This is a genomic window from Pollutimonas rozaliensis (genome assembly GCF_048751585.1).
GTDB lineage: Bacteria > Pseudomonadota > Gammaproteobacteria > Burkholderiales > Burkholderiaceae_B.
Genome location: NZ_JAZHOB010000008.1, coordinates 115,520 through 133,838 on the forward strand (window position 1 = coordinate 115,520; position 18,319 = coordinate 133,838).

Consider the following 18,319-nt stretch of genomic DNA (forward strand, 5'->3'; position numbering starts at 1 on the left):
CCATTGCAAGGGCGGACGGCGTCCGCAGGCTTACTTCGCCTTCATGTGGCTGGACAGCACCGTAATGATGCGCTTGGCGGTATCGGTGTTCTGAACCTGGCCATTCTGATCCAGAACCGTGACGATCGAGCCCGAACCCTGGCCGGCGACGTGAATGCGGTATCCTGCCGCTTCCGCCGTATTCTTCGAGCCGAACAATCGTCCGATGAAATTCTGCTGCTCGATTTTCTCGCCGGTGTCGCTGTCCAGATAGCGGATGAAGTAATCGCCCGCGGAACGATCGCGGTCATCGACGGCGAAGCCCGCTGAGTCGATGGCCACGCCCACGCGGCGCCATGCCCGGTCGAAAGGCTCGGCCAGCGCGATGGCGGCCTGGCCGTCGGGCATTTGCGTGATCGAGGCCTGCTCCGAGTCCTTTTCAGCCTGCGCGACCATGTCGTGCGCCTTCTGCACATCGGTACCCAGGAACACCATGAGGCGAGCCAGCATGGCGGCGTTCAGGCCCGGGTCTTCCTTGCCGAACACCCACTTGAACGTGGAGCCGTCCTGGGTCGGCGTTTCGACCATTTGCTGATGGCTGATGTAGACCTCGGTCTTGCCATTGACGCGCTCGACGCGTGTGCGGAAGCGTTCGCGCTCGCCGCTGTCGAACACGGTATCGATAATGGATCCCAAGGCGCTGCGGATCCAGCCTTCGGGTATCTTGGCGCGGTTTTCAGCCCAGTCAGTTTCCATCAGGCCGGCGCGCGGATCCTGGGAATGGATGGTAAAGCCCTGCTCGCCCCAGAAATCGAGGATTTTCGGGTAGACCTCTTCGGCCGGCTTGTCGACCACCAACCAGCGCACATCGCCATCGCGCATGACCGACACGCCTTGAGTCTGCGGCAGTATGCGATCGGCAGCCGTCTTGCCCTGCTGGGTCTGCTGGCTTTGAGAGTATTGGCTGAACGTGGCCGTGCCTTCGGGCGCGCGGTAGCGCGCATCGCTGTTGGCTTGAGTCAGGTCGGGAGGAATGCTGAGCGGGTCGCCGGCAACCGTGCTTTTGTAATCGACAGCTTCCTCCGCACCCGTCATTTGGTTCCAGGTGGAGCAGCCGGACAGCAGTACCATGCCCATGCCCAGAGCCAGGCCGGCGCAGCGTTTGTTCATACGCGTATTCATCATTTAGATTAAGCCCACTTCTTTTAGCGAATTGCGCACCAGAGCATGGTGCTGTTCGTGCAAGGAGGTTAAGGGTAGGCGATAGCCCAGTTTGGACAGACCCATTTCAGCAACGGCCCATTTAACCGGTATCGGGTTGGATTCAACAAAAAGCACTTTATTAAGCGTCGCAAGGCGGGCATTGAGCTTGCGCGTCAATGCCGCATCGCCCTTGAGCGCCGCCATGCACATGTCGTGCATGAGACGAGGAGCAACGTTGGCCGTGACCGAAATATTGCCCTGGCCGCCCAGCAGAATAAGGGCCGCCGCCGTGGCATCGTCGCCGCTGAAGACCTGGAAGCCCGCCGGCACATCGCGCACCAGCATCGCCCCTCGGCCGATATCGCCGGTTGCATCCTTGATGCCGATGATGCCGGGCACCTGAGCCAGGCGCAGGATGGTGTCATTGGACATGTCGGCCACCGTCCGGCCCGGCACGTTGTACAGGATGGAAGGCAGGTCAACCGCTTCGGCTATGGCCTTGAAGTGCTGGTAAAGCCCTTCCTGGGTGGGTTTGTTGTAATAGGGAACGACCGATAAGCCCGCCTGAGCGCCGACCGCCTTGGCATGCCGGGACAGTTCGATGGCTTCCTGGGTGGAATTGCCGCCCACACCCGCAATGACAGGCAGGCGTCCCGCCGCATGCTCGACCGCCACCTTGATGATCTGGGCATGCTCATCCACGTCCACGGTCGGGGATTCGCCCGACGTGCCCACCACCACCAAGGCATCGGTGCCCTCGCTGGCGTGCCAGTCGATCAGTTTTCGGAAACTGTCGAAATCCAGGCTGCCGTCGGGATGCATGGGTGTGATAAGTGCCACCATGCTGCCCTGAAAGGTAGGAATCGCAGAATCCGTGCTTGTTGCCATGATAGGAATGATCTCCTCGAACTCACCGTAACGGTGAACTTGCCTAGACGTGAATTAACTCACAAGTTTACCGGATATGCGTGCAAAATCATAAGAACCAATTCACAATTAACTGGCCGAATGCCAGCAATGGTTGCAATACCACCCATAAAATACCGGTCAGCATCAGGATGATCAGGATCAACAGGCCATAAGGCTCGATCCGGGAGAACTGCCATGCCATCCTGGCGGGCAGCAGGCTGAACACGATGCGCCCGCCGTCCAGGGGGGGCAGAGGCACCAGATTCAGCGCCATCAATATAAGATTCACCTGGATGCCGGCGATCGTCATCTGCACCCAGAAGTCGCCCTGGCTGGCACCGGTTTCCGCCAGCAAGCGCAGGCCTAACGCCCAGATAATCGCCATGACCAGGTTGGACCCCGGACCGGCCAATGCCACCCACAGCATGTCCTGCTTGGGCCGGCGCAAGCGTCCCCAATCGACCGGAACCGGCTTGGCCCAGCCGAAAAGCAGTCCTCCGCCGCCCAGCAGCTTGGTGCTGAACAGCAGCACGAGCGGCACGATGATGGTGCCGACCAGATCAATATGGCGTATGGGATTAAGGCTGATGCGCCCTGCCTGCCAGGCCGTGGGATCGCCGAACATCCGGGCCACATAGCCATGCGCCGCTTCATGCAGGGTGATGCCAAACAGCACAGGCAAGGCATAGACGGTAATGGTCTGTATCAACGATTCCATGGAGTTCCGCAAAGATGGGCCGTCAGCGACGACGGACGGCCCGTATGGCTAAGGCTGCCGAAAAGGGAAAAAGTTCGCTAATCAAGGCCCAGGACGGACAAGTCGCCCTGCCCGCGACGTGTGATCTCAGGACTGGGGCCCGTCAAGTCGATGACCGTGGTGGGCGCAAGGGGGCAAGGGCCGCCATCGATGACGGCGGCCAGCTGATTGGCGTAGCGATCGAATATGGCCTGCGCATCGTTCATGGGTTCTTCCTCGCCTTCGGGTATCAATGTGGTGGACATCAAGGGCGAACCCGCGGCTTCGATCAGGGCCAGCGCTACCGGATGATCGGGCACACGTATGCCTATGGTCTTGCGCGAGGGATGGGATACCCGGCGCGGCACTTCGCGCGTGGCTTCAAGGATAAACGTCCAGGGGCCGGGCGTCGCCAATTTAAGGAAGCGGTATTGCTTGTTGTCCACCCGCGCGAAATGGCCGATCTCGGCCAGATCGCGGCAAAGCAGTGTCAGGTGATGGCGCTCGTCCAGTCCCCGCAAGCGCCGCAATGCGTCGGCCGACGGCTTGTCGTCTAGGCGCGCCACCAGGGCATAGCTGGAATCGGTGGGAACCGCCACGAGACCGCCATTGGAAAGCAACTGGCCGGCCTGCTTCATCAGGCGCGGCTGCGGATTTTGAGGATGAACAACAAACAATTGAGCCATTAACGTATCCTAACATTCCTGGAGGGCGAGTTTAAGTTCCAATCCGGCAACAGGCAATAAAATTAAGTCCGGCCGCCTTCCCGCGGCTCCCACTGAAAGGAGTTCCACATGCGCCTGGATAATTCGCGCGAAAGCAGCAATATCGAAGACCGGCGCGGTCGGCGCATGCGCATGGGCGGACGCGGGAAAATCGGCTTGGGAACCATCGTGCTGGCCCTGGTAGCCATGTATTTCGGCATCGACCCAGGCGTCGTCCTGCAAAACGCCACATCCCCAACCGACGATACCTCGTACAGCAGCGGCCCCACCCCATCGGCCACGCCGGAAACCCGCTTCGTGTCCAAAGTGCTGGCCGACACCGAAGATGCCTGGGATGCGATTTTCCAGCAAAAGGGCTGGGGCCATTATCAACAGCCCAAACTGGTCCTGTTCAACGGAGCAACCCCTACCGCCTGCGGCACGGGCCAGTCGGCCATGGGGCCGTTCTACTGCCCGGGCGACAGCAAAGTCTACCTTGACCTGAGCTTCTTCAAGCAAATGGCGCAGCAACTGAATTCCCCCGGCGACTTTGCCCAGGCTTATGTCATTGCGCATGAAGTCGCGCACCACGTACAGCATCTGCTGGGCGTCACCGACCAGGTGGATCAGGCGCGGCAACGCGGGGGCGCCGTGGCGGCGAATCAACTATCGGTGCGCGTCGAACTGCAGGCGGACTGCATGGCCGGCGTATGGGCCCACCACTCCGATACCCGGCGCAATACCCTGGAGCAAGGCGACATCGAGGAAGCGCTGAATGCGGCCAGCGCCATCGGCGATGACCGGCTTCAGCAGCAATCGCAGGGCTATGTCGTGCCCGATTCGTTCACTCATGGAAGCTCGGCGCAACGGATGCGCTGGTTCACCCGCGGCTTCAAGAGCGGAGACACCGCGCAATGCGACACCTTCAGCGCGGCCACGCTCTAAGAGTCTGGCCGCTCGGGCGCACTACTTGGGCTGCGTCCCCATGCCGGAATTCATTCCGGGATGATTCTCTATGGGTGCCGGATAAGGAGGCGTCCCGGAGGGCTGGATTCCCGGGGAGTACGTGCCCGGCGAGGAAGGGGTGGTCGAGGGTGGCGCGGCCGGCGATGAGGGCGATGGCGTCACGGAGGAAGGCGATTGGGTTCCCGCAGGTGCGCCAGTGCCGGATGAGGTTGCCGACGTGCCCGCCGGTATCTCGGTTTCCTCTATCCTCAGCGTCGGCTTAATGTCTATCTGTTGCGCCTTGAGCCAGGCCCTATGGGCGGCTTCGTCATCGTGCGCCTGCGCGGCGGCAAATGGCGCAGCCAGCAAGGCGGCCAACAACAAGGTTTTATTCAATGTTTTCATGAGCCAGCTCCTTGGAAAGATTGCTGAACATTCATCGTAGGGCAAACAAGCGAAGCCGTGACCGCCCAAACGTTTCAAGCCGTCACAAGATACAGGGCCGGTTTTCCGGTTCGCCGACAAGCCTCGTCCTCGCCTGATACCTGCGTCCCCGGCCGATGACACATGAAGTTTCAGTTTTTCGCGCAATGGTTCAGCCCCGCAAGCCTTATTCCACGGTTCATGCTAGAATCCCGTTTCTCTGTGCAGCGCATGCGCTCGATTAAATAGTGATATACTTTTTAGTTGACGTTTGCCGTCTCGGTGGTGACCGTAGCTCAGTTGGTAGAGTCCCGGATTGTGATTCCGGTTGTCGTGGGTTCGAGCCCCATCGGTCACCCCAAATTTCTTTATTTATCAATACATTGCGAATTTCAAATTTTTCGCAATCTAAAAATTAAAACAAATATTGAAACATTGAATTGCCTCGCTGAATGCGGGGCTTTTTTGCGCCCAGAATACGATAAACAGGCATATGGCTTGCTGTCATGGCGCCCCGGGCTCAAGTGTCCGAGCGAACAACAATCCAATCCCATGAAAGCGCCAGCATTGAAGCGGATACGCACGCATCTCAGGAAAGACGAGGTCCGAATACCGATACAGACGGCCTCCGCGGTCTTCATGGCGTATTTCGCAACCCGCTTCATGGGCACCGAAGATGCGTCATGGGGAGTGTTTTCGGCGCTGTTTGTGGTACAGGCCAGCATAGGCGGGACCATAGGCGCCGCACTGGGCCGCATTGCCGGGGCGGCTTTAGGCGCGATCATTGCCGTCGCGCTGGTCATCCTGTTTGGCAGCGAAGGCTGGGGCACTCTTCTTGCCTTGCTGGCCGGCGTCGGCTTCATGAGCTTCTTAGCCGCAAAGTGGCCAGTGCTGGCCTATGGGCTGGTCACCGTCGCCATTATCGCTGTAGCCCCCGACTTCTACCTCGTTGAAGGCGCGCTACGGAAGGTGCTGGCCATCGCCATCGGCTCAAGCTGCGGGATGGTCGCCGCCTTCGCGGTATTGCCGGTTCTTGCCAGGCGCACCGAACAGGAGTACTTGGCCATGGCGCTGCGCAACTGCGGAGCCTATGTCATGGAATGCACCGCATGCCTGGTCCGGGACAAACAGGACAAGGACAGAAAGGCCCAGGACACCATACAGAGCTCAATCAGACAGGCCCGTCTTATGGCGCGCGAGGCCCGCATTGAAGAAAAAACCCGCGCCATGGGGCTCAGTCCCTTTTCACAAGCCTTGCTCCCTGAGATCGAGCGTTTCGCTTATACGCTTACCTTGGTCGATCGTTTCAGCGACAAGCCGATTTCCGACGCACTGCGCCACGACAACAAGAAAGCGCTCCTGGAACTGGCCGGTACAGTCAGGAATTGCCTGGAAAAAATCGCCGATGCGATCGAGGCCGGGAAAGAGTGCGAGGAAATAGATGAGGTGAAGAAAATTTACGGAACATTTGAAAAACGGGTGGATGACTCCGTCAAGCATGGCGGCCTTTCCATGGAAGATGAAGAACATATGGTTTCGATAAAAAGCGCATACGGTTCGGTGCTGTCCAACTTGGCGGAGCTGGTTCGCCAGGCGCGAAACCGATGACCACCCGTGCTATAAGGAAGGCTGCCGCGACCGGCCGCCTCGCCATGTGCGGGGCTTTTTGTATGTGCGGCAGCATGCCGAACGCGGGGGAGACATGAAGCTGGACTGGACACACGCGCCGCGAGGCTGGAACTGGGCGGCGCAAGACGAAGACGGCCGTTGGTTCTGGTACGGCGTCAAGCCTGTTCTGGGCATAGGCGGCGGCGTATGGCGCGCACCGTCGCGAGCCCAGGCATTTGCCTGTCAAGGCGATCCCAATCCCTTGTGGCATGAAACGCTGCTGGAACGTCCCAGGCAACCCTAAGCGCCCCGCCCTTCTATATACTTGGCCCTGGCTCCGGCTTGCGCATGCCATGGAGCCGGAGCCTCGGCCGCGCCGGCCCGCTCCCGATTGCGATGAAAAAACCGATAGGGCATTGAATATGGCTTCGTTGGAATACCTGGTCTCGGAATACTGGCCGCACTTGGCGTTTTTCTTGAGTCTTGCCGTAGGCGGAACCGCCGCCGTCCATGCGGCCATGACCAAGAATGACGTTCGCGCCGCCATAGGCTGGGTGGGCATCATTCTGATGTCACCCCTTATCGGCCCATTTTTCTATCTGATTGCCGGCATCAACCGTATCCGCCGCGACCACATTACCGAACAGCGCAACAAAAGCCTGAAGGATTATGCCGCCATCCCCGAGGCGCCCCTGGCCGACGTCGGCGCCATCTCCGGAGAGCAGTTCGCTTCCTTGCGCGTGCTGGGCGACCGCATCAGCCATTTCCCGCTGCGCGACGGCAACCATATACAGATGCTGATCGGCGGCGACCAGACTTACCCCGCAATGATCGCCGCCATCGATCAGGCGACTCGATCCATCGCCCTGCAAACCTATATTTTCGATAATGACAGCGAAGGGCGAAAAATCGTCCAGGCGCTAGCGCGCGCGCATGAACGGGGCGTGCAGGTACGCGTCCTGATCGACGCTGTCGGTTCCAAGTATTCCCGCCCTCCCATCATCAGGCTGTTGCGCAAGCTTGGCATTCCATCGGCATTGTTCATGACCAATCCGCTGGGCATGCGCATGCCTTACGCCAACCTGCGCAGCCACCGCAAAATACTGGTCATCGATGGGCGCTGCGCCTTCACCGGCGGCATGAACATACGGGAAGGATTCGTTACCTCCGTTGCCGGCGAGAATACGGCAAGCGATACCCATTTCCGCGTAGAGGGTCCCGTGGTACTGCAGTTGATCTCGGTCTTCGCGCACGACTGGGAATTCACGACCAAGGAAAGCCTGCCATTTGACGTTTGGTGCTGCACCGCCTGGAATCCGCCCCGACCGACAATGCCGGCGCGCTGCATACGCTCGGGTCCGGACCGTTATATCGTGGGTACGCACAACATGCTGCTTGGCGCCTTTGCCGTGGCACAGAAACACATACGCATACAGTCGCCCTACTTCCTGCCCGATCAGATACTTCTGGGGGCCATCAACACCGCTGCCCGGCGGGGCATCACGGTCGACATCGTCATCCCGGGGCGCAACAACCTGCGCCTGGTCAATTATGCAATGACGGCCCAGCTTGATCAGGTGATACGCAATGGCTGCCGGGTGTGGCGCGCCCATGGGAATTTCAACCACTCCAAACTGATCACCATCGATGGCGCCTGGTCGTACGTAGGTTCATCCAACATGGACCCGCGCAGCCTGCGCCTTAACTTCGAGCTTGACATGGAGATCTACAGCCACGACCTGGCAAGCCAGGTCGAAGGGCTGATAGACGAAGAAATACGAAATTCCGAGGCGGTAACCCTGGAAGGGCTGGCCGCCATTCCCTTTCGCAAACGTCTGCGCAACAGGGTGATATGGCTGGCCAGCCCTTATTTGTAATACGCCGCCAGGCTTACTGGGGCTGAACCTTTGCCTGCTTGGCAACATCGCCCCAACGAATGATCTCGCTGTCGACGAACTTGCCGAAAGCCTCGCCCGTCATGTTGGGCGTGGCCGAGCCGTTGCTGGTCCAAAGCTCTTTCACCTTGGGCGCGTTCAGCGCCTTGACCAGTTCTTCCGACATTTTCTTGACGATATCGGGAGGCGTGCCCTTCGGTGCCCACATGGCGTACCACGTCGATACCTCGTAGTCGGGAACACCCGCCTCGGCCGCTGTCGGCACGTCGGGGAACGATGGCGAACGCTGGGCCGACGCTACCGCCAAGGGACGGATGGTGCCCGCCCGGATATGCGATGCCGACGAGCCCAGTCCGTCGAAGGCGACATCGACCTGCCCGGTAATCAGGCCGGTCAGCATGGGGCCCGCGCCCTGGTAGGGAACGTGCGTCAATTCAATGCCCGTCTTCAGCGCGAACAATTCGCCAGCCAAATGGTGGGTGCTGCCGATGCCGGCCGAACCGAAGTTGATCTGGCCTGGGCTGGCCTTGGCCTTTTCAAGAAACTCCTTCACATTTTTAACGGGAAGCTTGCTGGGGTTCACCACAATGATCTGCGGCGGCTGAGCCAACAGGGCGACGGGCACGAAATCCTTCTGGATGTCGTAGTTCAGCTTCTTGTAGATGGATGGCGCCACCGCGTGGTGAGCTCCACCCATGAAGAAGGTGTAGCCGTCGGCCGGTGCGCGCGCGGCCACACCGGCGCCCAGCGTGCCGCCCGCCCCACCCTTGTTGTCGACCACCACGCTTTGCTTGAGCTGTTGGCCAAGCTGATGAGCCAGCGGCCGGGCAAATGTGTCGGTGCCGCCACCGGCCGGGAACGGAACGATGATGGTGATGGACCGGTCGGGCCATGCGGCTTGCGCGGCGCCGGATACTGCCAATGCGGACAAAGCCGCGGCGGCCGCGTAAACAAAACCTTTCTTCATGAAATCTCCTCTTGGATTCTTATATAAAAAACTAAAGCGAATAATTCGCATGGGGCACTCCGCATTCTCTGTGCGGAGCGTATTGCACACTACTGGAGAAAACACCTATCGCCAGCATAAAAACTGCTTTCGCAGCGTAAAACTAAATGGCCGGGCCCATCACATACTCGGGCAGCGACGTGACGATCTGGGGAAATACGCACAACAGTACGATCGCCAGCATCATGACCAGCACATAGGGCAAAGCGCCCCATAGAATCTCCCGGGTCGGAACATCGGGCGCAATGGAATTCAGCACAAAAAGGTTCAAGCCCACCGGGGGAGTAATCAGCCCTATCTCCATATTGATGGTCAGCACAACGGCGAACCAATACGGGTCGAAACCAGCCTGGGTGATGATGGGAAAAAGCAGGGGCGCCGACATCACGATGATCGCGACCGGCGGCAGGAACATGCCCGACACCAGCAGAAACACGTTGATCAGGCCCATCAAGGCCCATCGATTGATCTGCAGCTCGGCGATAGCCGCAGCCAAGGACTGCGTAATATAAAGCGAGGACAGGGCGAAGGCGAAGAGTTCGGCCGAGGCCATGATCATCATGATCATGACGCTTTCACGCATGGCCGAGCCGAAGATGCCCACGAATGATTTGATCTTGAACAGGCGATACACCACGATCACCACCAGCAGGGTCAGGAAGGCGCCGGCGCCGGCCGCTTCCGACGGCGTCGCCACCCCGCCGTACAGCACAAACAGCATGCCCAGGATAATCAGCAGCAATGGAAGCACGCGCGGCAAGGTCGCCAGCTTCTCCTTCAAGGTATAGTGCAGCGCTGCGGACTGGAAGCGGAAGCCTTTCCTGCGGGCGTCCAGCAAGGCCCACACCATGAACATGGCGGTCAGCATCAAGCCGGGCAAAACGCCCGCAAGGAACAATCGGCCGATGGAAGTCTGCGTCGATATCCCGTACACGATCATGGTGACCGAAGGCGGTATCAATATGCCCAGGGTGCCGCCCGCAGCGATAGAGCCCGTTGCCACCGAACTGGGATAGCCGCGCTTGAGCATCTCGGGAATGCCCATCTTGCCGATGGCGGCACATGTAGCGGGGCTGGACCCCGTCATGCCCGAAAAAATGGCGCAGGCGCCGATATTGGACAGCACCAGCCCGCCCGGCACCTTGTACAGCCAGCGATCCAGCGACTTGTACAGATCGCCTCCCGCTGGAGTTCCTGCCACGATCGCCCCCATCAATACAAACATGGGTATGGCCACGTAAGCCAGATTGGCGATGCCCGCAAACATCGTTTCGGCAATCACATAGATGACGTCCGGTCCCATGTCCAGAAACAGGCCCGTGATGGCGGCCAGGCCCAGCGCAAATGCAATGGGCATGCCGGTGCCCAGCAACAGGCACAACCCCACGACCAGCGTGATTCCCGCATAGGTGGGGCTCATGATTGCTCTCCGGTCAATTTGACGATCTCGGCCATGTATTGCAAGGAAAGCAAAACAAAGCCCGCCAGCATCGGCGAGAGCGGCATCCACAAAGGAACAGCGGCAACGCTGGGCGTGGTCCAGCCGCCTTCCAGCGCTTCATAGAGATGGATGCCCGTGGCAGCCGCCATGACCAGGCAAAACATTATTCCGAACAAGGCGCCCGCCCTGTCCATGGCCAGGCGGGTGCGCGGCTTGACCACCATCTGTATGAAATCGACGCCGACATGCCCCTTGGTCAGCAAGACATAGGGCGCGCCCAGGAAAATCGCCGCGGTCGCGCTGAACACCACCGCTTCGGTCTGCCATATGGTGGCTGCGCGGAATATATAGCGCAGTAATATCATCTCGCATACCACCAGCATGGAAAAGACCAGCAACAAGGCGGACAGCACTCCGCATGCTCGCGACAGGGTTTCAACGAAACCGATAAATCGTCCAGTCATATGCCTTCCTTATTCTTGGTAAGAGCCGCCGGATCGGAACACATAGGCATTGCGGCTGCCCGCAATGCCCGGCCCGACCCGGCCGCAATCAGACATCACTGGACCGCCAGCGCCTTTTTCAGCAACACATCGCCGCCCTTTACCTTTTCGGCAAACTGCTTGTAGGACGACGCTTGAGCCACCTTCATCCAGGCGTCGAAGTCTTCCTTGCTCATGCTGACGACCTTGACGCCGGCCTTGGTAAAGGTATCGACCATTTTCTTCTCGCCTTTGCGGGCCTCGCCGGTGAAGTAGTCTTCGGCTTTCTTCGCCGCCGACATAATCGCCTTCTGCTGCTCGGGCTTGAGTCCATCGAATACCTTCTTGGACATGATCACCGGCTCGTACATGAACCACAGCGCGTTATCGCCCGGCGCGGTCAGGCACTTGACCTGTTCGTAGATCCGGTAGGACACGAAGCTGTCGTTGGACGTGTTGGTGGCATCCAGAACCCCGGTTTGCATGGCGGTATAGATTTCCGACGACGGCATGGACGAAATGGATGCGCCCGCGGCCGCCAGCATTTGCTCGAACGCCGGACCGGCGGCGCGTATGACCTGCCCTTTGATGGTGTCGGGGCTGGTAATGCATTGCTTTTTGGATGCAAAGCCGCCCGCAAGCCATGCGTCGGCAATGACCACTGCGCCGCTTTTCTCTACCAGCGCCTTGATGTCCTTCATGAAATCGGACTTGTTCAAGCGCTGCGCGTGATCGTAGTTGCGCACCAGTCCCGGCATAAGGGTGGCGGAAAATTGCGGCACGCGCCCGGAGGCGTAATCCAGCGGGAAGGCCGACATATCCAGCTGGCCGCGCGTAATCGCGCCCCACTGCTCAGTCGCCTTGTACAACGACGACGATGGAAACACCTGGATCTTCAATCCGACCTTGGCGGCCTCGACCTCGCGCGCGATGATTTGCACCATCTCGTCGCGGGGGTCCCCCTGGCCTCCCGGGAACTGATGCGATGCTCGTAGGGTGGTTTGGGACGACGCCGCGCCGGCGGCGGCCAGAATCGCGGCTCCCACCACGATGCGATATAGGCTCTTCATAGCTTTGTCTCCTGAAATTTTAATAAGGACTACTTTCTATGTGAACTGCCTTGCTACGCGTAATGCATACCGCTCTCTTCGAACTACAGGCTCTTGTATTGCTCTCTCAATACGTTCTTCTGAACCTTGCCCATCGTATTGCGCGGCAACTCTGCCGCTACGACTATCCGCTTCGGAATCTTGAAATTGGCCAGACAGGTTTTCAGGTCCGCCAACATGGCTTCAGGATCAATCTTGCATCCTTGCTTCGCAACCACGACCGCCACCACCGCCTCGCCGAAATCCGGATGCGGCACGCCGATGACCGCCGATTCATCGACGCAGGGCAATGCGTCGATGACCAGTTCGATCTCTTTGGGGTAAACATTGAATCCGCCTGAAATGATCAGGTCCTTGCTGCGCCCGACAATAGTCAGGTAGTTTTCGGGCACATTGGCGCCGCCCCATTGGCCGACGTCGCCGGTGCGGAACCAGCCATCCTCGGTGAATTCTTCGCGCGTTTTCTCGGGCATGCGCCAGTAGCCCGAGAACACGTTCGGGCCGCGCACCTGGACACTGCCGATTTCGCCGGCCGGCAAGGCGGCGCCCGCCTCGTCGACCACCCGGACCGACACGCCGGGCAGGGCCTGGCCGACCGTGCCGCCTATGCGCTCGCCCAGGGCGGCATCGTAGGGATTGGATGTCAGCATGATGGTTTCGCTCATGCCGTAGCGCTCAAGTATGGTCTGGCCGGTACGTTCGCGAAACTCGGTGAAGGTTTCAGTCAGCAAGGGCGCCGAACCCGAAATGAACAGGCGCATATTGCGCGTCGCCTCGCGGGTGAACCGCGCATCGGCCAGCAGGCGCACATAGTAGGTGGGCACACCCATCATTACCGTGCTTTGCGGCAGATAGTGCAAGGCCTGGTCCGTATTGAACTTGGGCAGCCAGATCATTTTGGCGCCGGCCAGCAAAGCGCCGTGCGAAGCGACAAAAAGGCCATGGACGTGGAAGATGGGCAGCATGTGCAGCAGCACGTCATCCGAACGCCAGCCCCAGAATTTCTTCAGGACCTGGGCGTTCGAGGACAGGTTGCGGTGCGACAGCATGGCGCCCTTGCTGCGGCCCGTGGTGCCCGAGGTATACAGGATGGCTGCAAGATCGTCCGCTTGGCTTTGGACGGTGTCGAAACGGCCTTCCTGGCTGGCGGCGGCGACCGCCAGGCTGCCGTTGCCGTCGGCATCCAGCGTATAAACATGGGCGATGCCGGTCTTCTTCGCCAGGGCTTCTATCCATTCCAGATTCTTGCTGTCGCACACGACTACGGCCGGTTCGGCGTCGGTCAGGAAGTATTCGACCTCGGCGGAGCGGTAGGCCGTGTTCAGCGGCAAGTACACCAGTCCCGCGCGCACAGCGGCCAGGTACAGCATCAGGGCGATGGGCGATTTCTCGACCTGTACGGCCACGCGCGCGCCGGCGGGCAAACCCAGGGCTTGCAGCAACGATGCCAGCCGGCCGCTCATTTCTTCGACATCGTTCCAGCTATAAACCTGATCCGGCGTTTCGATGGCGGTCAGTGAACGGTCCGAAGGGAAGCCCGACGCGAGCAAGGCATACAGATTAGCGTTGCTTTCCAAATCAATCTCCTGAAAATACCGGCTCCTCGCCAGCCAAAAATGCTCTTACGCCCTCGTGATGGTCACGCGTCTGGGCATAACTGAAAAATTCGTCGAGCTCGGATTCGCCTAGCGGCTCGGGCCGGGAACACAGCCGGGCGGCGGTCTTCTTGTTGATGCGGGCGGCCAGTGGCGCCCCGCCAGCCAGGCGCTGCGCTGTGCGCAAGACGTCGCCGGCCACCTCGGCATCGGGCAGCACGCGCGTAAGCAAGCCCTTGGCCATCGCCTCGGCGGCGGTGAACACACGCCCTTCCAGCAGAATTTCCATGGTCGTGGCGCGTCCGGCCAATTCCAGCAGTCCCCGCATTTCCTCGGGCGCCATGGGAAAGCCCAGCTTGTTGATCGGCACGCCAAAGCGGGACGACGCACCGGCGATGCGCAAGTCGCACTGGCTGGCGACTTCCAGGCCTCCGCCCACGCATACGCCTTCGATTTGCGCCAGCACTGGATGCATGCAATTGGCGATGGCATGGAGCGCCGGCGCTATGACCTGCATGTGATAGTTGATGACGCCCTTCCGGTCGGCGCGCTCGCGTGGGAATTCGCGAATGTCGGCGCCGGCGGCGAAGTTTCCCTGATCGCCGCGCAGCACCACGCAGCGCAAGGCGGGGTCGGCGCCGACCTGGGTGAATATCCGGTGAAGCTGGCGCCACATGGATACGCTGATGGCGTTCAGGCGGCCCGGATGGCTAAGGGTGACGAAGGCGATCGCGCCATCCACATCCAGCAGGACGCGATCAGGTCCGGCAGACTGCTCGTGCTCGGTCATAGCCATCTCAGGTTGAGTCCGGTTTTGGGTTTGCCCGCCGCCAACTGCGCAAGATTGTCGTCCAGTTGATCCAGTTCATATAAATAGTTGGTCATGATCCCGCAAGACTGCGACATGCCCTTGGGCGAACAATCGGCGGCCCAATTGACTCTTTCAATACGCGCACCGTTGCCCAAGTGAAAGCGCGCCACCGGATCCAGCGGCTGGCCGTTCTTCATGCTTTTCAGATAATGGGCGGCCAGGCGCAAGCCCGTACGCTGGACGGCATCGGAGGCCTTGCCCGCGGCGGCGGCCTGCAGGCGCTCTACCCACTTCTGTCCGGCCGATGGATCGTCCTGGGCCTGCTGCTTGTCGGCCTTGTCGTGCAGCAAGGCCTGCATGGCCTTGCCATCCTGTTTGGCCAGCCAGTCGGCAAAGCCCGGTATGGGGGACAAGGTGGCGAAGGACTTCAGGCGCGGCAGTTCGCGCAATAGTTCGTCGATGACCCGTTTCAGCAGGAAATTGCCGAAGCTGATGCCGCGCAGGCCCGGCTGCGTGTTGGAAATGGAATAAAAAATCGCCCAGCGCGCTTTGGCGGGGTCGCCGGCGGGCACCTGGGGATCAAGCAGCACCTGGACGTTGTCGGCCATTTGCGCCGCAAACGCCACTTCCACGAAGATGAGCGGGACATCGTTCATGCGGGGGTGGAAGAACGCATAGCAGCGGCGCTGATCCGCGACGCGGTGGCGCAGCTCTTCCCATGAACGGATTTCGTGCACGGCCTCGTATTGGATAAGCTTTTCGAGCAGCGACGCGGGCGAATCCCAGTTGATGGGGCGCAGTTCAAGCATGCCCACATCGAACCAGCTGGACAACAGGCCTTCGAGCTCGCGCTCCAGCACAGTAAGGCCCGCCACCTGATTGCGCCAGCGCAAGATATCGGCGCGCAATTCCACCACCAATTGCAAGCTGTCCGCCTGGGCATACAGGCGACGGAACAGACGCAGGCCCTGATCGCCGCGCGGCTCCAGCCCCGCGCTGGCCTGCGCCAGGCCGGCCAGCAGAACACGGCGCTCTTTGGCGTCGGCGGCGCTATAGCGCAAGCTCCATTGCTTGGCCAGCTTGTTCGCCGCCACGTCGGTCAGGCGCGCGGTGAATAGCGCCAGCGTATCGGCCGGGGTCGGCCAATGGTCGCGTTCCAGCCAGCGGCCCAGCCTGGCCATGATGCCCTGCGTTTCTTTCTCTTTGACTGCGGGTACGGACGGCTCGGCGTCTGGCTTCGGTCTTACCGCGAGAGGGGTTTCGGTGGCTGTCATGTTCAGACTCCTGAATCCTGTAGGGTGGACGGACTTTCCTTGACGGCATCGGCCTGATCCGATTGTTCGGTCAAGATGTGAAGCGCATCGAGCTGCCGCATAAGATGCTTGCGGGTCAGGGCTTCGGCGCCTTCCGGATCGCGCGCCTTCAAGGCAGCGAAAATTGCCATGTGTTCGGCGCAGGACTCGTCGATACGGCCCGGCAGCGCCAGGCTTTTATGGCGCGACAAGCTAAGCAGCTTGCGCAGGTTGTCGACCAGGTCGGACAGCCAATGATTGGCCGCCAGCGCCTGGATGGCCTCGTGAATCAGGGCATTGCTGGCGTAGTACTGATCGATGTCGCCTATTGCGGCATGCTCTTGCAGGCGCTGATGCAGGGGCTCCAGGCGCAGCAGATCCTGATCGGTGATCTTGCGCGCCGCCTCGTGCGCGCAACGCCCTTCCAGCAATGCCATCAGGGGAAAGATATCGTCCAGATCGCTGACTGAAAGCTCGTTGACATAGCAGCCCCGGCGCGGTTCAAGCCGCAGCAGGCCTTCGGCCACCAACACCTTCAAAGCTTCACGCAAGGGGGTCCGGGAAATACCCAGCGATTTGGTCAAGGCGACCTCGTCCACCCATTCACCGGCTTCCAGCTCGTGCGTCTGGATCATGGCCCGCAATCTATCCGCCACTTCCTGATACAGCACCTGTTGGACTATGCGCGTATTCAAAGCTTTCCCCTATGCGGCGGCCGGTTGTCAAGGCTCATAATTCATAATTATGGACTTATCGGAGATTAATTCAAGCTTCCCGCGCCTATAGTTTTCCCTAGGCCCGCTTGTGCGTACCCGCCCTCGGTCTTGCCTTCCACGTTGATAATGGCCGGGTCCGCCAGGCGTATCATGGTGGCTTTGGCCCGCGCCGGCCGTGATGTCAGTGCCTGGGCAGCCTCTACCGGAGCAAAGCAATGAAGGCAGCAGGACAGGCCGGCTCGATCGGCGATATGGACCACTGGCGCGACGAAACCACCGTCTTGCATGGCGACGGCGGCTTGACGGCCGATTCCGCCGTCGTGCCTCCCATTCATTACAGCGCCACCTTCCGCGCCGACGATGCCGCGCAATTCGCGGACATGGCCAACACGCCTCGCCATCCAGGTTTCTATACACGTTACGGCAATCCCGTGCATAAGCGGGTCGAAGCCATACTGGCCGAGCTGGAGGGCACGGAAACCGCCCTGTTGATGGCCTCGGGCATGGGCGCCATCAGCACCACCATACTGGCCCTGGTCGCGCGCGGCGATCATGTCGTCGCCCAGCGCCGCCATTACATGAGCACCTCGAAGCTGTTCGAAGAGGTCCTGCCGCGCTTCGGCATCGAATCGACCATCGTCGACCAGACCGACCTGAAGGCGATTGCCTCCGCCATCCGGCCCGAGACCCGCCTGATCATGCTGGAGACGCCGGTCAATCCCACCCTGTCGCTGACCGACCTGGAAGCGGTTGCCGCGTTGGCCCGACCCAAAGGCATCATCACCATCGCCGACAACACCTTCGCCTCGTCCTTGAACCAGAAGCCCCATGCCCTGGGCATAGACATCGTCGTACACAGCGCCACCAAGTACTTCGGCGGCCACCACGACATCACGGCCGGCGCCGTATGTTGCAGCCGGGAACTCGCCGAGAAGATCTGGGGCATGCATACCACCCTGGGTTCTGTGCTCTCGCCCATGGACGCCTGGCTGCTGCTGCGCGGGCTGCGCACGCTGCCGCTGCGCATGGAGCGCATCAATTCCAATGCGCTGGCCCTGGCTCAATGGCTGGAAGCGCAACCGCAGGTCGAACGCGTGTTCTACCCCGGACTGGCCAGCCATCCGCAACACGATCTGGCACTGCGCCAGATGAAGGGCTTTGGCGCCGTCATCGCCTTTTCGATAAAAGGCGGGTTCGGCGCCACCAGCCGCTTCGTTTCCTCGCTGACGCTGGCCACGCACGCCGTCAGCCTGGGCGGCGTGGAAACACTGGCGGTGCATACCGCCGCCATGTGGGCCGGAACCATGACGGAGGCGCAAATGGAATCGGCCGGCATCGAGCCGAATTTCGTGCGCATGTCGGTGGGCGTCGAGCATATCGAGGACTTGAAAGCCGACCTGGGCCGCGCACTGGCCGGCACTCGCTGAACCGGCATGCTCCGAACATGAGCGCGGCCGGCGGAAGG

At 60.4% G+C, this 18,319-nt stretch carries 18 protein-coding genes and 1 tRNA gene; 6 read left to right on the plus strand and 13 right to left on the minus strand.

Annotated features, from left to right (window positions below):
- Positions 1 to 30: 30 nt before the first annotated feature.
- From bamC to V0R37_RS15830, 4 genes are all read right to left on the minus strand, one after another.
- The gene (gene bamC / locus V0R37_RS15815) at positions 31 to 1,149 is read right to left on the minus strand and encodes an NlpB/DapX family lipoprotein (RefSeq protein ID WP_420375417.1); all 1,119 of its coding nucleotides are present in this window, start codon (positions 1,147 to 1,149) and stop codon (positions 31 to 33) included.
- A gap of 15 nt (positions 1,150 to 1,164) precedes the next feature.
- A complete protein-coding gene (dapA, locus tag V0R37_RS15820; protein ID WP_420375418.1) occupies positions 1,165 to 2,070 on the minus strand; it encodes a 4-hydroxy-tetrahydrodipicolinate synthase in 906 nt (301 codons plus the stop codon).
- An 88-nt stretch (positions 2,071 to 2,158) separates the two neighbouring features.
- A complete protein-coding gene (locus tag V0R37_RS15825) occupies positions 2,159 to 2,809 on the minus strand; it encodes a site-2 protease family protein (RefSeq protein WP_420375419.1) in 651 nt (216 codons plus the stop codon).
- 77 nt (positions 2,810 to 2,886) lie between these two features.
- Positions 2,887 to 3,513, minus strand: coding sequence for an L-threonylcarbamoyladenylate synthase (locus V0R37_RS15830; protein WP_420375420.1), 627 nt, complete (start codon positions 3,511 to 3,513; stop codon positions 2,887 to 2,889).
- A 108-nt stretch (positions 3,514 to 3,621) separates the two neighbouring features.
- On the opposite strand from V0R37_RS15830, the gene ypfJ reads away from it, so the two are divergent.
- Entirely contained in the window at positions 3,622 to 4,476 is an 855-nt protein-coding gene (gene ypfJ / locus V0R37_RS15835; protein ID WP_420375421.1) for a KPN_02809 family neutral zinc metallopeptidase, read from the plus strand.
- Positions 4,477 to 4,497: 21 nt separating this feature from the next.
- Here ypfJ and V0R37_RS15840 read toward each other — a convergent pair whose 3' ends face one another.
- Positions 4,498 to 4,881, minus strand: a complete 384-nt coding sequence (locus tag V0R37_RS15840) for a hypothetical protein (RefSeq protein ID WP_420375422.1) — start codon at positions 4,879 to 4,881, stop codon at positions 4,498 to 4,500.
- Positions 4,882 to 5,184: 303 nt separating this feature from the next.
- On the opposite strand from V0R37_RS15840, the gene V0R37_RS15845 reads away from it, so the two are divergent.
- The 4 genes from V0R37_RS15845 (at position 5,185) to cls (ending at position 8,384) form a co-directional block, all read left to right on the plus strand.
- Positions 5,185 to 5,260, plus strand: a tRNA-His gene (locus V0R37_RS15845).
- A gap of 191 nt (positions 5,261 to 5,451) precedes the next feature.
- Positions 5,452 to 6,507: an FUSC family protein gene (locus V0R37_RS15850; protein ID WP_420375423.1), complete on the plus strand. Its 1,056-nt coding sequence runs from the start codon at positions 5,452 to 5,454 to the stop codon at positions 6,505 to 6,507.
- A 94-nt stretch (positions 6,508 to 6,601) separates the two neighbouring features.
- Entirely contained in the window at positions 6,602 to 6,811 is a 210-nt protein-coding gene (locus tag V0R37_RS15855; RefSeq protein WP_420375424.1) for a hypothetical protein, read from the plus strand.
- A gap of 118 nt (positions 6,812 to 6,929) precedes the next feature.
- On the plus strand, positions 6,930 to 8,384 hold the full coding sequence (cls, locus tag V0R37_RS15860) for a cardiolipin synthase (protein ID WP_420375425.1): 1,455 nt from the start codon (positions 6,930 to 6,932) through the stop codon (positions 8,382 to 8,384).
- Positions 8,385 to 8,397: 13 nt separating this feature from the next.
- On the opposite strand, the gene V0R37_RS15865 is transcribed toward cls, so the two are convergent.
- From V0R37_RS15865 to V0R37_RS15900, 8 genes are all read right to left on the minus strand, one after another.
- A complete protein-coding gene (locus tag V0R37_RS15865; RefSeq protein WP_420375426.1) occupies positions 8,398 to 9,369 on the minus strand; it encodes a Bug family tripartite tricarboxylate transporter substrate binding protein in 972 nt (323 codons plus the stop codon).
- Between the two features lie 142 nt (positions 9,370 to 9,511).
- Positions 9,512 to 10,828: a TRAP transporter large permease gene (locus V0R37_RS15870; RefSeq protein WP_420375427.1), complete on the minus strand. Its 1,317-nt coding sequence runs from the start codon at positions 10,826 to 10,828 to the stop codon at positions 9,512 to 9,514.
- A complete protein-coding gene (locus tag V0R37_RS15875) occupies positions 10,825 to 11,313 on the minus strand; it encodes a TRAP transporter small permease subunit (protein WP_420375428.1) in 489 nt (162 codons plus the stop codon). The genes V0R37_RS15870 and V0R37_RS15875 overlap by 4 nt, the downstream gene beginning before the upstream one ends.
- Positions 11,314 to 11,408: 95 nt before the next feature.
- Positions 11,409 to 12,401, minus strand: coding sequence for a TRAP transporter substrate-binding protein (locus V0R37_RS15880; protein ID WP_420375429.1), 993 nt, complete (start codon positions 12,399 to 12,401; stop codon positions 11,409 to 11,411).
- Between the two features lie 83 nt (positions 12,402 to 12,484).
- Positions 12,485 to 14,017 (minus strand): malonate--CoA ligase, encoded by a 1,533-nt coding sequence (locus V0R37_RS15885; RefSeq protein ID WP_420375430.1) that lies wholly within the window; start codon positions 14,015 to 14,017, stop codon positions 12,485 to 12,487.
- Between the two features lies 1 nt (position 14,018).
- A complete protein-coding gene (locus V0R37_RS15890; protein ID WP_420375431.1) occupies positions 14,019 to 14,825 on the minus strand; it encodes an enoyl-CoA hydratase/isomerase family protein in 807 nt (268 codons plus the stop codon).
- Positions 14,822 to 16,120, minus strand: coding sequence for a malonyl-CoA decarboxylase domain-containing protein (locus V0R37_RS15895; protein WP_420375432.1), 1,299 nt, complete (start codon positions 16,118 to 16,120; stop codon positions 14,822 to 14,824). Before V0R37_RS15895 ends, V0R37_RS15890 begins: the two co-directional genes overlap by 4 nt.
- Positions 16,121 to 16,122: 2 nt before the next feature.
- Positions 16,123 to 16,833 (minus strand): GntR family transcriptional regulator, encoded by a 711-nt coding sequence (locus V0R37_RS15900; protein WP_420375433.1) that lies wholly within the window; start codon positions 16,831 to 16,833, stop codon positions 16,123 to 16,125.
- A gap of 236 nt (positions 16,834 to 17,069) precedes the next feature.
- Between V0R37_RS15900 and V0R37_RS15905 the strand changes: the two genes are divergently transcribed.
- The gene (locus V0R37_RS15905; protein WP_420375434.1) at positions 17,070 to 18,281 is read left to right on the plus strand and encodes a trans-sulfuration enzyme family protein; all 1,212 of its coding nucleotides are present in this window, start codon (positions 17,070 to 17,072) and stop codon (positions 18,279 to 18,281) included.
- Positions 18,282 to 18,319: the final 38 nt, after the last annotated feature.